Origin of the sequence: Chryseobacterium caseinilyticum, assembly GCF_014837145.1 — a bacterium.
Taxonomy (GTDB): Bacteria; Bacteroidota; Bacteroidia; order Flavobacteriales; family Weeksellaceae; genus Chryseobacterium; species Chryseobacterium caseinilyticum.
The window spans coordinates 141674-163542 of the sequence record NZ_JACYFS010000003.1; the positions used below are offsets into that span (position 1 = coordinate 141674).

Here is a 21869-nt window from a genome sequence, read left to right on the forward strand (position 1 = left end):
TTTAATTTTATTTGCTCATTAATTGCCATAGTTCAGTGATGACCTCCTTATCATCAAAATGATGCTTTACACCATTGATTTCCTGATAATTTTCGTGGCCTTTTCCGGCTACGACGATGATGTCTTTCGGCTCGGCAAATTTTATAGCCATTTTTATCGCTTCTCTTCTGTCGGGAATTGAAGTGTATTTGCTGAAATTCTGAGGTTCAACGCCTGCTTCAATTTCTTTTATTATTGCTGCAGGATCCTCGGTTCTCGGATTGTCTGAAGTGATGATTGCCAGAGTTGATTTCTTAGTGGCAATATTTCCCATTTCAGGTCTTTTGGAATGATCTCTGTCGCCTCCGCAACCGAAAACTGTGATCAGTCTTTCGTTTTTGGTTCTGATTTCGTTGATGCTGTCGAGTACATTTTCCAATGCGTCAGGAGTGTGAGCATAGTCTACGACGAAGAAAATTCCGCCGTCGGATTTAAAAGTTTCAAATCTTCCGTTGACTCTTTTCAAAATGCTGATGGCCTGAAGAATTTCATCCTGCTGAAAACCTAATTCAGAAGCAATTCCGAAAACCAAAAGTAAATTGTAAACATTAAACTTCCCTGTTAAGGTTGTCCAGAATTCCTTTCCGTTGAAATTGAGAAGCATTCCGCTGAAATCAACTTCCAAAGTTCTTCCGTGGTAATCTGCCATCGTTTTCAAAGCATAAGACTTCTTCGCAGCCCTTGTGTTCTGAAGCATCACATTTCCGTTTTTATCATCCAGATTCGTAATGACAACCGCCTCGCTATTTAGTTCATCAAAAAATCTTTTTTTCGTTTTTAAATATTCGTCAAACGTTTTATGATAATCTAAATGATCGTGTGTAAGATTGGTAAAACCGGCGATTTTAAAGGTTAAACCCTCAATTCTGTTTTGAGAAATACCGTGTGAACTGACTTCCATAAAAGCAAATTCGCAACCCGCTTCTACTGCTTTTGCCAAAATCTGATTGATGGTAATCACATCAGGTGTAGTGTGTGTTGCAGGAATTTTTTCATCTCCAATTCTGATTTCTACCGTTGAAAGTAAAGCTGAATCGTAGCCTAAGTTTTTAAAAACATCAAACAGCAAAGTGGAAACAGAGGTTTTCCCGTTGGTACCGGTAACCCCGATTAACTTTAATTTTCCTGACGGATTTCCGTAAAAATTGGAAGCAAGATGGCCTAAAGTTTTTGATGAGTCTTTTACTTTGATGTAGGTAATATTTTCATCTAAATTTTCCGGAAACTCTTCGCAGACAATAACTGTTGCTCCTTTTTCAACAGATGATGCAATGTAGGAATGACCATCCGCAACCGTTCCTCTCACTGCAATATACAAAGAGTTTTGGGTCACTTTTCTGCTGTCGAATACCAAAGCTGAAACTTCTTTTTCAGGATTTCCTATTGTTTCCAGAATTTGGATTCTTTCTAATAATTTGCTTAATTCCATAAACCTACATTCCGGTGCTTCACACCTCTTAATATCTTTTACTTATTGTCAGCATGTCTCAACTCTGTTGCTTCGCTGTATAAAGTATTTTAAATCTTAATTTTGCAGAGACAAATAAATTCTCTGATTCTTGCTGATGATCGTTCCTTCAAGTGGAAACTGTTCTTTAATCCGTCCTACTCCTTTAAATTCCACCCTGTAACCTAAATTTTCAAGTTGTGGAATGACATTTTTTCCAATTAATCCTACAACGCCAGGCATCTGCTTGTTATTGACCGCAACTTTCACATTTGGAGCCACCATTTTATTCAAATTAACCTTTCTGTCGACCAACATTTCTTTTTCAATATTCTGCGGTGTCTTCAGGAATGTTTTCCCTGCGATTTCTTTAAATACAGGCGCAGAAACAGTTCCTCCGTAGAACCCCTTTGAAACATTTGGCTCGCTGATCATGACGTAGCAAGTATATTTGGGATTATCTGCCGGATAAAACCCTGCAAATGATGCTCTGTATTTCATAGGGCCAGGCAACCAGTACTCGAATCTTGCAGTTCCGGTTTTCCCTGCCATTTTTAGATTCGGTGTGAAAATACTTCTTCCGGTTCCTTTCTCAACAGCTTTCGTTAAAGCACTTGTCATCATCTGAATTGCTTTCTCTGAAGCCATCTTTTTTACCATGACCTGAGGCTGCGCTTCAAAGGTGAGTTTCCCATTCTGCATGATTTTATCAATGAAAAGCGGTTTTACCATTTTTCCTTTATTGGCAACACCATTATAGAAAGTTGCAAGCTGCAGAAGATTAATATTGGTGGCATATCCGTAGCCAATTGAAGCCAGAGTTGCCGCATTCCAACTTTTACTTTTTGGAGTAAGAATTCTTGGTTTTGTGATTCCCGGTAATTCGATATCCATTTTATCGAAAAGCTTCCATCTTTTTAAATGATCTAAAAATATCTGAGGCTTATCAGCATAATATTGAGTGATCAGTTTAGCTGTTCCTACATTGCTGGATTTTGCCAAAACATCACTGATATCGTAAGTTCCGCCACCATGACCGTCTGTAATTCTCTGTTTTGCGTAAGACCAAATTCCGTTTCCAACGTTGACAGTTGTTTTTTCATCGATGAAACCGTCATCCATTGCAGCTAAAAGTGAAATTACTTTAAAAGTAGATCCCGGTTCGATATTATCTTTTATGGCATAGTTGTAAGAATCCACATACTCTCCTTCGTCATCTTTCTGAAGGTTAACCAAAGCACGAACTTTACCTGTTTCCACTTCCATGACGATTACCGTACCGTGTTTCGCTTCAAAATTGATCAGTTGTTTTTCTAATGCTGAATGTGCAATATCCTGAATTCTGAGGTCGATCGTTGTATAAACATCCTGTCCGTCAACAGGTTCCTCCACTTTCCAGTAATCGATAGGTTTCCACTGCGAAGAATTGATTCTTTGTTCGAGACGTTTTCCGTCTGTACCTCTCAAATATTTTGAGAACGCGCCTTCAAGTCCTGAACTGTACTGTCCATTGTCCATTCCTATTGTTCCTGAACCTATTTCTGAAGTCGCCAGCTCGCGTTTGTAATTTCTGTCTACAATAAAACCTCCTTTATTTTTCCCTCTTTTAAAAATTGGGAATTTTCTGATTCTGTCGTATTGATCGAAGTCTAAACCTTTTACCAAAGAATAGTACTGATTTACTTTCTTCCGCTGCTCGTCAAATCTTTTGCGGTATTCTGCTCTCGGTTTGCCAAACATTTTGCTGAGTGAATCGGTAAGAGCACCAATATTGTTGGTATAAACCGTATCCCGTATTGTTTTGAAATCCAGATAGATATCATATCTCATTACTGTAGTCGCGAGAATTGAGCCGTCTGCAGCAAAAAGATTCCCACGGGCAGCCTTTAAAGTTGCCGTACGGTAATTGTTGTTGATATAATCGTCTTTAATTTCCTGAACATTGGTATTCTGAAGCATCACGATTCTTCCGAAGAAAAGTGCAAATACGCACAAAGCCACCACTGCAAAGAGGTAGCCCCAACGTAAAGTTTTCTTACGTTTGTTGTCGTAATCATTTTGCTTTTGCATCAGTACTGTCCAGTTTTATTAATAATTTATGCGGATGGTTTTCAAGCGTCATCAGAGAGTCCTGAGCGACTTCTTTTCCCAATTCCGATTCCATTTTTACTTTGATGAGTTTGCTTTGAGCATAAGCGTTCCTCGATTTATATTCTTCAGTTTCTTCTTTTAATACATTGACGATTTTTATTTTCTGATCAACAAGGTGATTGGTGTAAATCATCGCCATCATCAAGACAAACAGCAGGAGAAAATATTTGTAATGGGCTTTTACCTCATCACGGTTCAGAAAATTCCCTTTTACAATATCTATAAAAGTGAGTTTTTTCTGAGGTTTATATGTTGTTCTCTTTGCCACGTTTTTATGGGTAATGAGTAATTGGTAATGAGTAATTTCCATTGCTTATTACTCATTGCTTATTACTTATATTTTTATTCCTGTTCTCATTTTTGCACTTCTTGCTCTGGAGTTTTCTTCAATTTCCTGATCATCGGGAATAATTGCTTTGCTCTTTACCAGCTCAAATGCTTTTTGGTAATTTCCGTAGATATCGCGCTGTGGTTCTCCTTCAAACATTCCGTTTTTCAAGAATCTTTTTACCAGACGATCTTCCAGAGAATGATAGGAAATCACCACCAATCTTCCTCCCGGTTTTAGCATTTTGTAGGACTGCACAAGCATTTCCTTTAAAACTTCCAGCTCCTGATTGACTTCAATTCTTATCGCCTGAAACAATTGGGCATAAAACTTATTGATTTTATGTGGAGGAAGAAAACTGAATAATTTTTTCAAATCTTCGGTGGTTTCAATAGTTTTATTCTTTCTGTGATGAACGATGTCGCGAGCTAATTTTCTCGCTTCTCTCAATTCTCCATAATAGAAAAAAATGTCTGCCAAAGATTCTTCATCATAATCATTGATCACTTTTTTTGCATCGAGACTCTGCATCACATTCATTCTCATATCCAGCGGAGCATTGCTTCTCGTAGAAAAACCTCTTACAGCTTCATCAAACTGATGAGAAGAAACACCGAGATCAGCCAGAATACCATCCACCTGAGAAACCCCATACATCAAAAGTGAATTTTCAAGAAATCTGAAATTCTGATTGATTAAAGTAAATTTCGGATCTTCAATATTATTTTTAAGTGCATCCAAATCCTGATCAAATCCGTATAACTTTCCTTTCTCAGAAAGTCTACTCAATATTTCGTTGGAATGTCCACCGCCGCCAAATGTGCAGTCCACATAGATTCCGTCACGATTCGTCACCAAATCATCCACACTTTGCTTCAATAAAACGGGGTTGTGATATATGCTCATTTGTGTATACTTTATTTATTCTTCATCAAAAGCGCCCATTACATCTTCTGCAAGACTTGCAAAGTCGTCTTCATTGGTCGCAATTACTTTTTCGTATGCTTCTTTATCCCAAATTTCAAAAAGTTCTCCTGCACTTGTCACCACAATATCTTTTTGAAGATTGGCAAAAACTGTAAGATCTTTAGAAATTTGCATCCTTCCTGCGCTATCAAGCTCCACAGTCTTCACTCCGGCAGTAAACATTCTGATAAAATCCGCATTTTTTTTGATGAATCTATTCAGTTTATTAATCTTATCCATCAGTTTATCCCATGCTTTCATAGGGTAAACTTCAAGACACGGTTGAAACACGGAACGCTTTACCACAAAGGTTTTATCCTCAAAGTTCTCCATCTGCTTTATCAGCGACGAAGGCACTTTCAGGCGACCCTTGTCGTCTATTTTGCACTCATATGTTCCAATGAAATTTCTCATTTGGGACAAAATTATAAATATTTTTCCAAATCCTCCCACTTTTTCCCACTTTTTGACTTAATGTTAATAAGTTTCGTTTGGTATTGCAAATCAATAAGATAAATGGTTTTCTGAAATCGTAATATTATTTAAATATTCAATGCATAATAAAAAGTCTATGAAATAATCTGTCAACAATAGTCTGGATATATTATTTTTAGTTTATATTAGTTACATCAAAATATTTTTGGTGTTTAATTTGTATTTTTGCAAGGCTTAGAAAGGCGATATGAAATTTATTACAAAAAAAGAGAAGAAATATACGTTTATAGAGGCTGGTGAAGGCCACCCGCTTGTGCTGCTACACGGGCTGATGGGTGGATTGAGTAATTTTGATAAAATGATAAATTTTTTTTCAGAAAAAGGGTTTAAGGTTTACGTACCTCAATTACCTATTTACGATCTGCCGGTTCTCAGTACTAATCTTACAACGATTGCAAAATATGTAATCAAATTTATTGAAACGAATATTGGCAAACCTGTTACCATTGTCGGTAATTCTATGGGCGGTCATGTGGGTTTAATATTAACCTTGGCAAGACCTGATCTGGTACAAAACCTTGTACTTACCGGCAGTTCAGGTTTATATGAAAGAGCATTCGGGGACAGTTTTCCAAGAAAAAACGACCGTTCGTATATAAGAAAGAAAGCTGAAGAAGTTTTTTATGATCCTGCGGTAGCTACTGAAGAACTGGTAAATGAAGTTTTCAGTGTGGTAAATGACAGGATGAAAGGAATCAAAACTGTTATGCTGGCAAGAAGCGCCATCAAACACAATATGTTGAATGATCTTCCAAAAATTTTAAGACCTACGTGTCTGATTTGGGGAAAACAGGATAATGTAACACCACCTGAAGTTGCCATCGATATGCACAAATTTATCCCCAACTCAGAATTATTCTGGATTGATAAATGTGGTCACGCAGCAATGATGGAAAAGCCTGATGAATTTAATGAAATTCTTTACGCCTGGTTAAAAAATAAAGTTTAATAAAAAATAAGACAGCCATTAAGAAATTTCTTAATGGTTTGTTTTTCTAAAATATATATTATGGTCATTAAAACAGCCACCTTTGTAAAAAGCAGCGGAAAATGGCAGGAATGCCCCGAACCCAATATGCCGGAATATGCTTTTATCGGCAGATCCAACGTTGGGAAATCTTCTCTCATCAACGCAATGATGAATCATAAAGATTTGGCAAAAACCTCGGGAACTCCAGGTAAGACACAGCTTATCAATCATTTTTTGGTAAACGAAACCTGGTATCTGACAGATTTACCAGGCTATGGTTATGCAAAAGTTTCAAAATCAATCAGAAAAGACTTCGAAAAACTGATTACCAATTACATTCTGAACAGAAAAAATCTTGTTAACCTTTTTGTCTTAGTAGATTCCAGACACAAACCACAAACAATTGACCTCGAGTTTATACAGTGGTGTGGTGAGAGTGGAGTTCCGTTTTCGATTGTATTTACAAAAGCAGACAAACTGAAGCCGAACGCAGTGATAAAAAATATTGAAGATTACAAAACCGAACTGCACAAGACATGGGCTGATCTTCCGGAAATCTACGTGACTTCTGCAGAAAAAAAAGAAGGCTGTGCAGAAATTTTGAGTTTCATCCAGACTACGAATGAATTTCTAATCAACAACAGCGTGACCTTCGATGAGTAATATTATCTGGAAAATCAAAACGTTTGAAGAATTTACCGTTCCTGAACTTTATGCTGTGCTCAAAGCGCGGATAGATGTTTTCGTGATAGAGCAAAACTGTCCTTATCCTGATCTTGATGATTACGATCAGAAAGCTGTGCACATTTGGGCTGAGGAAGACGGGGAAGTTTTAGCCAACTGCAGAATCTTTAACCGAGGAATTAAATATCCTGAAACGTCCATCGGCAGAGTTTTAACTACAGAAAAAGCAAGAGGTAAAAATCTGGCAAGACAGCTTATAAAGTACGCTGTTGAAACAATTGAAAACCGTTTTGGAACTTCACAAATCAGAATTTCGGCTCAGGATTATCTGCTGAAATTTTATGGTGAGTTTGGTTTTGAAGATACCGGAAAAAAATATCTGGAAGACGGGATTCCCCACACAGAAATGTTGAGAAAATAAGAGTCTCATCACCTTGCTTTATAAAAAAACAAACAGCACATATTAATAATTAAACCCAGAGTTCTTCCTGGGTTTATTTTTTTATTTCTAATCTCCAATAATTTCACTCTCCCCATTTTCGCTGTTAAAAAGGAAAAAAATCTATTGATCTACGGCGTGATAATTAAAACTAAAACAGTACAAATTCAATTTATTCTCTGCAGGGAAATAACAGGATATCAATGATTAAGATTTAAAATTAAATTTTATATATCTAAAAATCAAATATTTAAATCAAAATAGATACTAAATAGGGTACCAATTATTATGTTAAATAGGAAAATTTAAGATTTCTTTGCCAACCCAAAAACACAATCTGATGGAAACTGAAAAATGAAAATTTCTCATACAGAATTCTCATCATATCCCTCCGCAAAAAAAGAAGAATGGCCTGTTCTTCTGCTAAAAAACACAATGATATTTCAACCCGCGGAGGGAGAGATGAGATAAGATTTCGCGCAGCTTGCCGGCCATTATTTTATTTTCCTGAAGATGATCAGGAAGTTTTCCTTAAATTTATTCAGTAAAATTCCTAAACATCTTGGAGACTTAAAAATTTTTATCTCCTGAAAGCATGTGCTTTACCGGAATTTAAAAAACTTCAATCAAAGTGACTAAAACTGTATTTATTACAATCTGTATATTCTTCATCGGTTTCATCTCTGCTGATGCTCAAATCTATACTAAAAAAGCAACAGACTCTGTTTTTGACAATCATGTGGTACGTCTGTTCAAAAACGGACAGCTACAAGAGTCTCTGGAACTCTGTAAAAAAGTAATACGCGAATATGAAAGCCTGAATGCAGACGAGGATGCAGCAAAAGCATATCTTTTTGCCGCCAATACCAGCAGCAATCTTTACCGGATCAAAGAAAGTATGCACTATCTCGATCTTGCCCTCGAAAAGTGTAAAGATCTCGACAACCCCTCACTTAACGCCAGAATTTACGGGGAATGCGGCAGAAATTATAATGCTTTGGGGTTTAATGAAAAAGCAATAGAAAATTACAGTATCGCGATTGATATTGCGAAAGGAAATCCGAAAGCAAATGCCGGCCACCTGCAGTATTTTTACGGTCTACGAAGTGTTATTCACGAGGAGAATAAGAATATTAAAGCTTTCTACAAGGATATTCAGAACGCCCACAAGGCGTCCTCCAACACATTTACTGCTTCCAGAATAGCAAAGTATTTTATCTCATATAACAAAGATCTTGATTCCGCAAAATACTATTTGGATCTGGGCAAAAAAATCTATGAAACCAAAAAAATTCCTGTCTATCAAAAATCAGTGTTGCAGAGAAATTTTGGAAGGTATTATATGGAAAGAAAAGATTTTGCAAAGGCAATTGAATGCTATGAAGAAGCATTGGAGATTTGTAAGCAATTAAAAAAACCACAGGATGTGCGGGATATTCACAAACTTTTATACGAAGCTCACAAAGCATCCCAAAACAACACAGAAGCTATAGAAAACCTCGAAAAATACACCTCTTTAAATGACAGTCTGGCAACTGTAAGCACCCAAATACAGGAAATCCCCGTAAAAAAACTTATTAAAGAAAAAGAAGAAGTTTCAGAAAAATCAAAGACTCAACTTTATCTGATTATAGCCATAATTCTGTTCTTATCAGCAGGTATCTTTATCTTTCTGAAAATTAAATACTCTAAAAAGAGCAGAGCGGATGAAGAAAAACTGTATTCTAAAGAAGAAGAAAACTCTCAGCTGCAACTAAAAGTAAATGAAGCTTTCGAGGAAATTATTCTCCTCGCCAAAAGTAACAGCCCCGAATTTTTCACCCGTTTTCAGGAAATATATCCTGAAGTAATCAGCAAACTTTTACAGATTGATTCTAAACTCAGGGTTTCAGAACTTACTCTCTGTTCCTATATTTTTTTAGGGTTCACTACCAAAGATATAGCAACTTTTACGTTCCGGACATTAAGCACGGTCCGTAACAGAAAGCACAATCTGAGAACAAAACTCAATATTCCTGCAGAAGAAAGCACTGAACTCTGGTTTAAAAATTTAGCTAAAAAATAATTTTAATAAATTGTTTATCAATTAGTTAAACGAAAGTAGTATCACAATAGACCCCCCTGTTTTTTTATTTTCCAATAGTTTGAACGTTCTTTGAATTCAAATTATAAATCACAAATTTTGGACTTTAAAAATATTCACATCGGTTCTCTTATTGAGCAGAAAATAAGAGAAAATAAAACAGAATTTTCAAGAATCTGCAGTTTCATGGCAAGTACTGAGGAAGAAATCAAGACAATGCTTTCATCGCCAAGCCTTAATTCTGACGTTCTCTTAAAATGGTGTAAACTTTTGGAGTATGACTTCTTCAGAATTTACAGTCAGCATCTGATTCTCTACTCTCCCGCTGCATCTTCATCTGCAGACAAAAGCTCAGAGGGTGCAAAAACAAAAACGTCCCTGCCAGTCTTCCGAAAGCATATCTACACGCAGGAGATGATCAGTTTTATACTTGAACAGATCAGTTGCGGGCAAATAACGAAAGCCAGTGCCGTCGAAAAATACAGAATACCGAAAACCACGTTATACAAATGGATCAACAAGTACGAAAACTTAAAAAGCTGATTGCAAATTATCTTCATAAATCTAAAAATGAAATTTTAATTTCATTTGGAAGGCCGGCCAGAAAATCTGACAGTGAAGTATGGTTTTTCAGAAAATTTAAGCCAAGTTTCTATAATGATGAGATCGTATTTATTTTTGAAGATGATAAAGTAGTTGATATTTCCATAAGCAAATATTTTCTTTGGAAAGAGCTCATCAATGTGTATTATTTTGAGGGAAAAAATCCCGAATTCAAAGTTGTTTCATTTTTAGCACCAAAAGATTTATGAAAAATCCAGGACCAAACTACAAACTGATTTTCAGTGATATTATCGACTTAAAACATCCCGACAAGAGAGTTGCCTGCAAAAACTTACTGGAAAAAGATGATCTCTCCGCACTTGACATCATTAAGCTCAACACCATTATTTTTGGTAATTCGGGGAAAGATGCAGAAATTTTCAATCAAAAACACCGGACTTACAGCCAGGCAGACATCAAACAGATTATTGAATACCAGAAAAAAAATAAATTAAGTAATCTTCAAGTCGCGAGAGATTTTAAAATGAGCAGAAACACGATTTCGAAATGGAAAAAAAATTATGCTGAATAGATAATAATAAAGATTAATTGAGAATCTTTCAAGGGGTAGTAATCTTCAAAAAACAAAAAGGATATGTTACCTTTTTAGCCACCCCTAAAAACAAAAAAAGACTGTTAATCAATGATTAACAGTCTTTTTAAGTACCCCAGACGGGGGTACTATATTTATTTTATGTATTTTTCTTCTTTTTAATTCGTTTATATTCAATATCTTTGATATGTAGATGATTTAGACAGAGCTAATTTTTCAACCTTAATCCATTTTAAATTTAAAATTAGCCACCCTTTTAGCCACCCTTTATTTTATTTTATAAAATTTAAACACAGAATGAAGTTAGTTTTCGAATTAAGAAAAGAAAAGATTAATAAAAATGGTTTAATTCCAATTCAGGCCACCATCAGGATTGAGGGCAAAAGAATAAGAAAAAACACAGGTTTAAACGTTTTAGAAAATCATTGGACAGGTCACAGAGTAAAGCCAAATTTGAAAAAAGAATCCAGCAATAATTATCAGCTGATTAATGACGACTTGCAGAAAATAGAAGATAAAGTTCAAAAAATACTGCTTTATTTCAGAGTTAACGATATTGCTTTTACTAGAGAAAAATTTAATGAGCTTTACGATGTGAAAGAGCAATTAATTGAAAACAAATTTGATTTCTTTGAATGCTTTGATGAATATATTGAGAAAGGAAAGCTGACTAAAACTCCCAACACAACCAAAGGGCAAACAACTGTCAGAAACTTTATTGAGAATTTTAGCAATGATTCCGGAATTTCAATTTCATTTGAACAGATAAATTCGGTTTTCTTTGAAACACTAATGGAATATGCTTACAAAGAAAAAGAAGTTAAACAAAACTACTTTGCAAAGATTATTAAGGTTTTAAAATCATTTCTAAAATGGTCTGAAGAAAAAGGCTTTCATTCAAATCGGGATTATGAAAAGTTTGTTGCTGCAGAGCACGATATCGACATTGTATACCTCACATTTGATGAATTGATGAAACTGTACAATCACAAATTTGACACTGACAGATTAAGTCATGTAAGAGATTTTTATTGCATGGGTTGTTTTACCGGTCTTCGATTTTCCGATTTGTCAAAATTACATTTAGCGAATATTTCAGAAGAACATATAGTTCTTTCTATTCAAAAAACCAAAACACAAAATCACGCAATCAGACTTACAAAATATGCGAAAGAAATTCTAGCAAAATACAAAGGCACAATCTATGAGCCTTTGCCACATATTTCATCGCAAAAATTTAACGATTACATCAAAGAATGTTGCGAATTAGCTAAAATTACCCAGCCTTTCACAATTCATTGGTTTGTTGGCAACAAGAAAGAAACTTTAACTCTACCTAAATGCAAATTTATTACTAGCCATACGGCAAGGAAAACATTTATAACTAATTCTCTTCTATTGGGAATGGAACCAAAGGCTATTAAGAAGATTGCAAACATCAAGAAAGATGTAGTTTTAGATAAGTACATGAAGGTTACTGAGGCATTTACTGACGATCAAATGGACAAGGCATGGAAATAAATGGTTTTACTATACTGAAGTACATCAGTGATGATTCTGCAAGTATATTGCGTTCCTATTTAGAAAAGGATAAACAGACCATTTCGGCTTTAGAAAAGTACGAAGAGATTTCATACCTAAATCCTTCAGAAAAATTTTTTTTCTTATTTAAAGAGCACGAAAAATTTATAAACAGAAATCAGGAAATCTTAACTAAAAATTCAGAACATCTCTTATCAGTAATGGGATTATTATTCCAGATAGAGACTTATGCTTACAGTCACGAAACATCATCCATATATGATAAAGTTTTTGAAGACGGAGTTTCAGTTGTTCCGATTAATCGGTACTTTCCTGAAGAGGTAAATATTGAATATAATCTTACAAATATTGACAGCATAATATGTTATATTGACATATTTTTTAATATCGAAATTTACAAAACAATACGGCGAGTATTAAATAGACATCACGATCATTCCGATAATGGAAAATTACAAGTTTTAAATTATGAAACCGCTTTTAATGATATTGAATTTCTAAATTTTTATCCATTTTTATTCAAGGGCAATAGTGAATTGGAGAATCACCTTAAATATATTTCTAATAAATTAAACTGCTTAGATAGAAGTAATATTATTGAGTATTTTCAGGTTATAAATAACAAATTCTATTTGATTTTTGAAGAGATATTTTCAAGAACTAAGTGCAACTACACCAAGTGTTACAACTTCTATGATTTCAGACAGAGAGCGATTTTATATATAGATGATAATGATGAAGCGCTTATATATTTAGAAAAGTTCTTTCAACCGAGGAAACATCATAAATTTGATTATCAATACTATATTACATTTTTCAGTATTACAGTTGATTTTAAATTACCTGATCTGCAGTTTATAAAAGACTATGATAAAAAATATTATTTTGATATTGGGATTAGAGTTTTGGAGAGTTTTCATGGCCATATGGAAATGATAAAACACAATGCTGAACTAGAAGAAAATAATGCTTTGAACAATGATTTAAAGAAGCTCATTAATGGCAATAAATACAAAAATTTACTTAAAATCAATATTAATTGTAACAAGGCCATTATTTTGCCCAATGGTTTCATAGACACGGTTTTGTCCGGAAATAAAGAATTAAAAAAAGATTTTAAAGCTTTAATAATGTTTCTAGTTGAGGATTCAAAGACAGATTTTCCAACTACTAATAAACTAACCGTTGAAAACATCAAGTACATTATGCGCTTTTTTTCAAAATATAAAGGTCAAGAGTTTGATTATTCGGTTTCAAATTTAAAATATTTGCTGACGAATTTTGCTGAAAAACCTGAAGAATATACTAATTCCTCCATAGATAAAGCCCATAGAGATAAAATGTTTGATTTAGATCAAACTTTGCAAAGTAAGCTAAATTCCTTAGTCCGCTAACGACTCTCTACACTAAATTTTAATATCTAATAATCAGTAATTTAATTATTTTTAAAATCCCGTTTTTTAACGGAATTGATTTTTGCGTTTCAATCTTAAAGAACTTTGGCTTTAGAAAAACCAATTAAAGTTCAATAAAATGTCATTACAACTTTATTCACACTCAAAGGGTGATTTAGAAAAAATGGTTGAGATCATTCTCGCCAAGGCTCAGAATTTTGTACTCCCTCAAAGAAAAGAGGAAGACCAGACTGAAGACCTCATTACGCAGACTGCAGCAGCAAAATTTCTGCACATGTCAATTCCTACAATTATTAACCACAGAAAAAATAAGGATTTACCCCACTACAATTTTAGTGGTCGTTATTTTTATTCGAAAAAGGAACTACTGGATTACGGAAGAAAACGCAACCAAAATAAAGCAGGTTAATAATCACTCTAGAATTAAAACTTATGCCTAACAATCAAACTAGGAAGATTGCGAAAAAAGATTATTATGAAAATGAATCTGCAGAAGTTATTCGGATTAGCAATCATTTTGTAGATAGTTTTTTATTCCAAGATAATGTTGCATCTGATATTCCAATTAATGCATTGAGAATTATTTTCAATATTATTTCAATCATCAGAAATCATCAGTTTATGCCTGATAATCAACCTAGGCAGTTATCTCTTTTTGATGCAGAGTATGAAACAGATCATAATATTTTTGCCACATTCAAAATTAGAAATAGTAAAATTTCAGAAAAGAGATCCAGCAAACAAGTTGTTGAGGCGTATGAATATTTAGCAACATTCAAAATGGGATGGTATGTATCAAAAAATCTGGCTGGGAAAGATATTAAAACATTTGGAGGACTAATTTCTTTACCATCTTATGAGGACAGAGGCTACACATCTTTTTTGGTAAGTAGTTTTTGGCTTAAGAAACTTGTTGTTTTATCAGATTACAACAATTTACTCTATCAACTGGTTTACAATATTAGAAATAATAAACACGTATTATTTGCAATTTGGCTAGCTAAAATACCAGAAGCTGGAACACATGTAAAACTAGAAACCTTTAACCAAAAATTCAGTGTTAACTATAAGAAAGCGAACGATTTCTGTGTCAAATTTTTAATACCTATAAGGTTACAGCTAAACATCTATAATCAGGTTTCGTTTAATTATAAATACGAAAAAGAATTAATTTTTATCATTCGCTATAATACTAAGAACATAAAAGATGATGTTTTGAGTCAAAAATTAAATGAAAAGAGATTGATAATACAAAGGTTTAGATATTTTGTAAAGAGATACTCATTAGAGAGTATCAACCTTGAAAGGTTTTCCTATAACTATAAGGAAATCATTGCGACAAGAATTGAGATTGAAAAAGCATATATTATTTTTAAGAAAAACAATCGTGCAAATGGCAACTCATCAACTCAATTTAAAGGGATTAACTTTTTGCAAGAAATGCAAAGCATCATAATTCAACTACATAGGAATACCGAAACTGGAAAAAGATTACCAAATGCATATCAAATTATTTTATAGAGGCTTTGCGATATTCCACTCCTGAGTTTGCGGTATTCCACTCCTTGCAAATGCGGTTTTCCGCTCTCTGAAGTTAACAAAATGTTAAAACTAAGTTTTTAGATGAAGACTTTGCGGTATTCCACTCCTGTTTAAAAAGTTATCCACAAAAAAAGCTGATTTTGAGAGTCAAACTTAAGATTTCATCTACTGATGCGGTATTCCGCTCCTGCCAAAAATGATGATTTTGCGGTATTCCACTCCTGTCAATTGCGGTATTCCGCTCCTGCTACTTGCGGTATTCCACTCGTGAAAAACATCCGAAAACCCTTTACAGAAAGGCTTTCCAGGCTACAATTAAAAGGTATTATAAAAGTTATTTAAAAGTTTCTTTTTTTATTAAAAGAATTTTTTGCTAGTCAAAAAAAAAAAAAAATAATGAATTGCGCTCAATTTAAAATGATTCCTTGCGAGGAACTCCTAATATCTATTGGTCATCAACCACAAAAACAGAACGAAAGAGAGGTCTGGTTTTTAAATCCTTTTGGAAAAGAGTCGGAATGCTCATTTAAAGTAAACAGAACAAAAAATATATGGTATTTGTACTCAGAAGGAATTGGCGGTAATAATATAGACTTTATGAAAAAATATTTTTCTTATTCGGTGTCTGAAATCTTGAATTGGGCAACCAACAAAAAATTCTCAAAATTTCATTCTCCTGAAATCCTTACTTATTCAAATTATAAAATTAATTCGATAAAACCAATTGAAAACAAAAACCTGAAAAAATATATGTCCGGTAGAGGACTTTCAGACAGAACATATCAATATGTAAAAGAAATAAACTTTACTGTAGATTCAAAAACCCTATACGCCGTGGGACAACAGAATATTAGCGGTGGTTGGGAACTTCGTAATGCATTTTATAAAGGTTCAATTTTTAAAAAAGACATTACCATTATCAATAATGGCAGTAAAAAAGTATTTGTTGTAGAAGGATTCACAGAAGCCCTTAGCCTTATTGAGCTAAGCCGAAACTTCACTGATGACATTCTTATATTAAACTCTGTCACTCTTATTTCTACGGCCATCCAACATCTTCAAAAGTACAATGAACACATCCTTCTTCTCAACAACGATAAGGCAGGATTAAAAGGAACAGATTCTCTACTTAAATTTTTTCCTCATGCAAAAAATAAGTCCTCGAAGATATTTCCACACATTGACCTTAATGATTACCTAGTTTCAATAAAAAAAATTAAAACAATATGAACCCTGAAGATTATAAACCAAATCCTAAACCTAGAAAAAGAAAAACACAAGAAGAGCGTCTAGCCGAAATACAAGAAAAGAAAAAAAGGCTTTTAGCGCTTGAAAATAAATTGAAAAAATCGAACTCTAATGAACTTAGAAAAAAAAGATCTCATACCTTCTATACTTTTGGCGGAGAAATGTTCTCAGACAATTGGGAGGAACTGCGCAAAATTTTAATTGATGAAAAAAGCTGGCATACTATAGAGGTTATTATTGACGAAAAACTATTTGTAAATAAAACAAAATTAACAGACTGAAAAAAAGAGATAACGCCCTTAGGAAGTTTTAAAGTTTCGCAAGCTGCACAATAAAACTTCACGGGCTACTTTTAGAAAAAGTAACAAAACCAAAATGGCTGCAAAAGATTCACTCAAATATGGTACGAGAAAAAGAGAGTGTTATCGTATTTACGATAGCACTTTAGGTTTCACAAATAGAACAGATGGTAACGTCAATTTTCTACTGGACAAATGGCAAAAAATTGAAAACTTTGAATTTTCTAAGAGAAAAAATGGAAAGGTTCTTAGTAAAATAATTCTAATGTTTCCTAATGAATGGCCAGAAGTTAAAAAAGAAAAAGTTATTGAAGAATTTCTTAGGGAGAAATTTAATAATAATCATGATTTCACATTTTGTTTTCATGGGGGCAAAGACGGAGAAGTTACCCATAATTCTCACGGTCATTTATACTATTGTGAAAGAAAATTAAACGACGAAAAGAGAAGGAAAGATCCAGCGATGTCAAAACTAGGCTTTGTTGATAAGTTTGTTAAAGATTGGCAGAAAGTCTGTGGTATTGATTTAAAAAAAAATCCAAAAGTCCCGCGAATTCCGATGATGCAGTGGAAAGCAAATCCTGATGAAGCAAGAATGATAAAAGCCAGACAAAAAGAGGATAGCATTTCAAAAAAATTAGAAATTTTCGATTTGCAAAAAGAAATTCTTTCCCTTACTCTGTTGAGCAGAAGAATTATTAGAAATAAAAAACACTCAGATCAAAAATCAATATTTATTCCGGCTGAAAATATTCAGCCAGCACACCAAAATACACATCTCCAAAATAATCTTTTAGAAGAGAAAGAAAAAGAGAAAAAATATAAGTTTGCTCAATATATCTCCGAACTACTGTCCAGAGATCACGTATTGGATCTGAGAACTTTTGCTGCAGAATTAGACGCTAACGATATTATTATAAATTTTGATCCTGAAAAAGGGTTTTTATTTGAAACTTTAGACTATCAACACCAGATATATTCTTCTGATTTATCATTGCATGATTATTCATAGTCTTGCTCTCTATACCTATTGCGATATAGCTAAGAAGAAAATGCTTTTCCAAAGGCAAGCCACCATCCATAGACTGTCCATCCAAAAAATAGATTAATAAATAATACAGTAAAGATTTTAAATTTCAGAATTGGACTTCGCAGTATTGAAATCATGGTCGGAATGAAGTAAAGAAAGAGAATTATTTTCAAAAAGAATGCACCACCTTCTTCCTGTGTAGAAATTGCTAGAACTTGTATCATGCTTATATAAAATTAAAAGCGTGGAACTAATGCCAATCCGTACATAGGTGCCGCGAAGTACCCGATAACCAGAAAGACTTTAGTCCACGCAGTAAGCATGGGCATTAAGTCTATCATTTTTGGCTATCATATTAAAGTTCGCGGCTTTATGTACCAAAACAATAGCTTATGCTTGTTGTTGATTTTACAACTGCAAATACTAATTGGTGATAAACATTTAAAATTTTCGGATAATCAGAAGCTAAAAAAATATTGTTGATAAAATAATCCTTACAAGGGTTCATGCTTGGTCTGAGCCAATTACTCAAAGATATTTACAGATTTTATTTGACAATAACCTTAATAAAAGAACTTTTTTGAATGTTTGACGAAATTGTTTGCGAATTTACGGGATCACGTCTTTTTCTTAATATGGGTTTTATTATCTTTAGGAATTATTTTATTTTTCTGAATGATTTACTTAGATAATGCATCAACAACAAATGTTGACCCTACTGTTTTCAACGAGATGACACCATATTTTACATTGATGTATCATAATGCTTCAAGCAATTATTTGAATGCAAAAGCTGTCAAATTAAAAATTGAGGAAAGTAGGGAAATCTGTGCTAAAATAATTAATTGTGATGCTTCAGAAATAGTTTTTACCTCAGGAGCAACAGAGTCTATAAATATGGCTCTGAAAGGTTATATGGAAGAAAACTTCGATAAAGGCAATCATATAATAACCTGCAAAACCGAACATAAAGCTGTCTTAAAAACTTGTGAATATTTAGAAACGAAGGGTATTGATGTCACATATTTAGATGTAAATAAAGATGGTGCTATCGATTTAGCTGAACTAGAAAGCTCAATCAATTCAAATACCGCACTAATTTCTATAATGTTAGTTAATAATGAGACCGGTGTAATTCACGATCTTAAAAAAATTTCTGAAATAGCTCAAAAATATAACATTACGGTTTTTTGTGATGCAACTCAAGCACTTGGAAAAATAACTGTCGATGTGCAAGAATTAGGAATAGATATGTTATGTATGAGTGCACATAAAATTAATGGTCCAAAAGGAATTGGCTTTTTGTATTTCAAAAAGCATATTAAACTTTCACCACTACTACATGGAGGTTCACAAGAAAATAATATGAGAAGCGGAACTTACAACACACCTCTAATCGTTGGTCTCGGAAAAGCATGTGATTTAGCATCTTCCAATTTGCAAATTAATCAAAAACATTCAAAGAAATTGTTTGAAAGTATAATTGAAAAATTAGCTACTCTTAAAAGCATAGAAATTATAGCCTTAAATACAAACAGAGTATTCAATATTATAAATATGAGGGTTACCGGTTTAGATGCATCCTTTTTTGTTGAATCTAATAAAGAGATCAATGTAAGTAATGGATCAGCCTGCACATCTAGAATTATTGAAGGATCCCATGTTTTAAAAGCTATGGGATTTTCCGATATAGAGGCGAGTGAATGCCTTAGAATATCTTTTGATAAGAACACAACTGAAGAAGAGTTGAACATTTTATATCAACAATTAAAAAATGTATGCTAGAAGATTTACAATTACCTAAATCATTGTCTTACTCCTCAGGTGATGAATTTGATCCAATGAAATTTCATCTGGAATGCCTTATGAACTCAAATAGAGTAGATTTACTATTAGGATATTTTAGTTCAAGTGCAATAAATCTTCTTTCTGTCGGATTTGCTTCTTTTATTCACCGTGGAGGAAAAATTCGGCTTGCTATCAATAACATACTCTCAGAAAAAGATAAAGAAGCAATCGAAAATGGAATTAATAGCAATGTTATCAGTGATCTGATTGATATTAATAATCTTTCTCAAATTTACAATTCTCTTTCTGAATATAACAAACATTTTTTTGAATGCCTAGCTTGGTTAATTGCCTACGACAAGCTAGAATTCGTCGTAATTACACCCAAAAGAGGAAAGGGTATTGCGCATTACAAGGAGGGTGTATATTACGATAATGAAAATGCCATTGCCTTTTCAGGATCTCTCAATTTTACTGCCTATGGACTTACGGAAAACTTAGAAACCATAGATTGCTTTCCGAACTGGATAAATGGCAATTCTGATAAAGTTGAAGATAAAATCAGAAGGATAAGTAGTATTATTGAGTACAAAGAAGAAGACAAAATTACCTATCTAAATATCGAAAACATAAAAACTGAAATTTCACAGAAATTTGGAAATAAAGAGATAGATGAGCTTTTAATCGAAGAAAAGAAATTATTTGAGAAACAAAAGAGCTATTTTGAAAAACCTTATTTTGAAGATGCATTAAATTATTTAAATGAACAAATAGATATTTTAGCATCCACTCCAAAATTTCCGTACGGAGGAGCTCCTCATAAATATCAAGTTGAGGCATACGATTCTTGGTTGGATAATAATAGAAGGGGGTTGTTTGCGATGGCTACAGGAACTGGTAAAACTATTACTTCCCTTAACTGTATCCTGAATGATTACAATATTTTTAAGTACTATAAATTTATAGTTTTAGTTCCAACAACTGCTTTAGTAAAACAGTGGCAAGACGAAGTAAACGTAAAGTTTAATTTTCAAAATACCCATGTATGCTGTAGCCTGAATTTATCTTGGCGAGAAGAGCTAAACGAGTTAGGAAAAAATATAGTATTCGGAAGAGAAACAAACTATGGCATCATTACTACATATGCGACTTTCAAGGGCAAAAACTTTCAAGGAATTTTCAGAGATCTTTTTCAAACGGAATTTAACAAAATTACCATAATTGCAGATGAAGCTCACACTTTGGGTTCGTCAGGTTTTCTCAAAGTACTACCTAGTTATATAGATAGAAGAATAGGTCTATCAGCAACTCCAGAACGCCAATTCGATGATGATGGCAATGCAAAGTTGACAGAATTTTTTGACACTACTTCGGAAGGATATACTTATGTGTATAATATGAAAACTGCAATTGAGAATAATGTTCTATGTAGATATTATTACCATCCAATTATTGTTAATTTGGAACAGGATGAACAGGATGAGTATTTAAAAATAACAAATGAGCTTTTAAAGCATTTTGATCATGAAACGGGAAGATATAAAGAATCCGACTACGTTAATATGCTTTTAATCAAAAGAAAAAATGTTATTCATAAAGCAAACCGAAAGATTATAGCAATAATAAATATAGTTGCAGAAATTGGAGCAGAAAATTTCAAGAAGGCATTTATTTATGTACCGGAAGGAATTACTGTAGATTATGCTGAGAATGATAATTTCGATGCGTCTCAAGAAAATGAAAACGAAAAATTAATTGACATTTATATAAATAGATTGTTTGATAATTATTCTCTTCGAATGGCAAAATTCACTGGTGAAACAATGAATAGAGACCAAATTCTTGAGCAATTTAAAGAGGGAAAACTGGATGCTTTATTAGCAATGAAATGTCTTGACGAAGGTGTTGATGTACCTCAGACAAAATATGCTATTTTTTGTTCTTCCACCGGCAACCCAAGACAATATGTCCAGCGTAGAGGAAGGGTTTTAAGAAAACACAAGGAAAAGGATTTTGCAATTATTTATGACTTAATTGTTAAACCTACAATCGATCATACTGATACAAATGAAAAATTATCATCTATTGAAAAAAATATATTTCTGTCAGAACTTCGAAGATTAGTAAACTTTGCAGTTCTTAGTGAAAATAAAGATAATTGTTTAGCAGAATTGGAAACACTATGCTATGATTTGGATATTGATATATATGAATTAGCGAATAAAGAATTAAATAACTACAAATAAC

The 21869-nt window shown here is 33.4% G+C and carries 22 protein-coding genes; 16 read left to right on the forward strand and 6 right to left on the reverse strand.

Features of this window, described 5'->3' with window-relative positions; genetic code table 11:
- Positions 1–7 precede the first annotated feature (7 nt).
- The 5 genes from IC610_RS11250 to mraZ form a co-directional block, all read right to left on the reverse strand.
- Positions 8–1468, reverse strand: coding sequence for a UDP-N-acetylmuramoyl-L-alanyl-D-glutamate--2,6-diaminopimelate ligase (locus IC610_RS11250; RefSeq protein WP_191736944.1), 1461 nt, complete (start codon positions 1466–1468; stop codon positions 8–10).
- A 96-nt stretch (positions 1469–1564) separates the two neighbouring features.
- Positions 1565–3556, reverse strand: coding sequence for a penicillin-binding transpeptidase domain-containing protein (locus IC610_RS11255; protein ID WP_191736945.1), 1992 nt, complete (start codon positions 3554–3556; stop codon positions 1565–1567).
- Entirely contained in the window at positions 3540–3905 is a 366-nt protein-coding gene (locus IC610_RS11260) for an FtsL-like putative cell division protein (protein WP_191737241.1), read from the reverse strand. Before IC610_RS11260 ends, IC610_RS11255 begins: the two co-directional genes overlap by 17 nt.
- A 66-nt stretch (positions 3906–3971) precedes the next feature.
- On the reverse strand, positions 3972–4865 hold the full coding sequence (rsmH, locus tag IC610_RS11265; RefSeq protein ID WP_191737242.1) for a 16S rRNA (cytosine(1402)-N(4))-methyltransferase RsmH: 894 nt from the start codon (positions 4863–4865) through the stop codon (positions 3972–3974).
- A 21-nt stretch (positions 4866–4886) separates the two neighbouring features.
- Positions 4887–5345 carry a division/cell wall cluster transcriptional repressor MraZ gene (gene mraZ / locus IC610_RS11270; RefSeq protein ID WP_191736946.1) on the reverse strand — a complete coding sequence of 153 codons (459 nt, stop codon included), beginning with the start codon at positions 5343–5345 and terminating at the stop codon, positions 4887–4889.
- Between the two features lie 268 nt (positions 5346–5613).
- On the opposite strand from mraZ, the gene IC610_RS11275 reads away from it, so the two are divergent.
- The 14 genes from IC610_RS11275 to IC610_RS11340 all read left to right on the forward strand — a co-directional run bounded on the left by IC610_RS11275 (position 5614) and on the right by IC610_RS11340 (position 17816).
- Entirely contained in the window at positions 5614–6375 is a 762-nt protein-coding gene (locus IC610_RS11275) for an alpha/beta fold hydrolase (protein WP_191736947.1), read from the forward strand.
- A 60-nt stretch (positions 6376–6435) separates the two neighbouring features.
- Entirely contained in the window at positions 6436–7059 is a 624-nt protein-coding gene (gene yihA, locus IC610_RS11280) for a ribosome biogenesis GTP-binding protein YihA/YsxC (RefSeq protein ID WP_056082930.1), read from the forward strand.
- Positions 7052–7501: a GNAT family N-acetyltransferase gene (locus IC610_RS11285; RefSeq protein WP_191736948.1), complete on the forward strand. Its 450-nt coding sequence runs from the start codon at positions 7052–7054 to the stop codon at positions 7499–7501. Before yihA ends, IC610_RS11285 begins: the two co-directional genes overlap by 8 nt.
- Positions 7502–8150: 649 nt before the next feature.
- Entirely contained in the window at positions 8151–9584 is a 1434-nt protein-coding gene (locus IC610_RS11290) for a tetratricopeptide repeat protein (protein WP_191736949.1), read from the forward strand.
- A 117-nt stretch (positions 9585–9701) separates the two neighbouring features.
- Positions 9702–10145, forward strand: coding sequence for a transposase (locus tag IC610_RS11295; protein ID WP_191736950.1), 444 nt, complete (start codon positions 9702–9704; stop codon positions 10143–10145).
- Positions 10112–10414, forward strand: coding sequence for a hypothetical protein (locus IC610_RS11300; protein WP_056082937.1), 303 nt, complete (start codon positions 10112–10114; stop codon positions 10412–10414). Before IC610_RS11295 ends, IC610_RS11300 begins: the two co-directional genes overlap by 34 nt.
- Positions 10411–10737 (forward strand): helix-turn-helix domain-containing protein, encoded by a 327-nt coding sequence (locus IC610_RS11305; protein ID WP_191736951.1) that lies wholly within the window; start codon positions 10411–10413, stop codon positions 10735–10737. The genes IC610_RS11300 and IC610_RS11305 overlap by 4 nt, the downstream gene beginning before the upstream one ends.
- Positions 10738–11055: 318 nt before the next feature.
- Positions 11056–12279 (forward strand): site-specific integrase, encoded by a 1224-nt coding sequence (locus IC610_RS11310; RefSeq protein WP_191736952.1) that lies wholly within the window; start codon positions 11056–11058, stop codon positions 12277–12279.
- Complete coding sequence (locus IC610_RS11315; RefSeq protein WP_191736953.1) at positions 12270–13694, forward strand: hypothetical protein; 1425 nt, start codon at positions 12270–12272, stop codon at positions 13692–13694. Before IC610_RS11310 ends, IC610_RS11315 begins: the two co-directional genes overlap by 10 nt.
- A gap of 139 nt (positions 13695–13833) precedes the next feature.
- The gene (locus IC610_RS11320; RefSeq protein ID WP_191736954.1) at positions 13834–14124 is read left to right on the forward strand and encodes a helix-turn-helix domain-containing protein; all 291 of its coding nucleotides are present in this window, start codon (positions 13834–13836) and stop codon (positions 14122–14124) included.
- Between the two features lie 23 nt (positions 14125–14147).
- Positions 14148–15236: a hypothetical protein gene (locus IC610_RS11325; RefSeq protein WP_191736955.1), complete on the forward strand. Its 1089-nt coding sequence runs from the start codon at positions 14148–14150 to the stop codon at positions 15234–15236.
- Between the two features lie 417 nt (positions 15237–15653).
- Entirely contained in the window at positions 15654–16487 is an 834-nt protein-coding gene (locus IC610_RS11330) for a toprim domain-containing protein (RefSeq protein WP_191736956.1), read from the forward strand.
- Positions 16484–16786, forward strand: a complete 303-nt coding sequence (locus tag IC610_RS11335) for a hypothetical protein (protein ID WP_191736957.1) — start codon at positions 16484–16486, stop codon at positions 16784–16786. Before IC610_RS11330 ends, IC610_RS11335 begins: the two co-directional genes overlap by 4 nt.
- Positions 16787–16880: 94 nt before the next feature.
- On the forward strand, positions 16881–17816 hold the full coding sequence (locus IC610_RS11340) for a MobA/MobL family protein (RefSeq protein ID WP_191736958.1): 936 nt from the start codon (positions 16881–16883) through the stop codon (positions 17814–17816).
- Between the two features lie 29 nt (positions 17817–17845).
- Here IC610_RS11340 and IC610_RS11345 read toward each other — a convergent pair whose 3' ends face one another.
- Entirely contained in the window at positions 17846–18058 is a 213-nt protein-coding gene (locus tag IC610_RS11345; RefSeq protein WP_191736959.1) for a superinfection immunity protein, read from the reverse strand.
- Positions 18059–18509: 451 nt separating this feature from the next.
- On the opposite strand from IC610_RS11345, the gene IC610_RS11350 reads away from it, so the two are divergent.
- Both IC610_RS11350 and IC610_RS11355 read left to right on the forward strand, forming a co-directional pair.
- Positions 18510–19619, forward strand: a complete 1110-nt coding sequence (locus IC610_RS11350) for a cysteine desulfurase family protein (protein WP_191736960.1) — start codon at positions 18510–18512, stop codon at positions 19617–19619.
- Positions 19613–21868 (forward strand): DEAD/DEAH box helicase family protein, encoded by a 2256-nt coding sequence (locus IC610_RS11355; protein WP_191736961.1) that lies wholly within the window; start codon positions 19613–19615, stop codon positions 21866–21868. Before IC610_RS11350 ends, IC610_RS11355 begins: the two co-directional genes overlap by 7 nt.
- Position 21869: the final 1 nt, after the last annotated feature.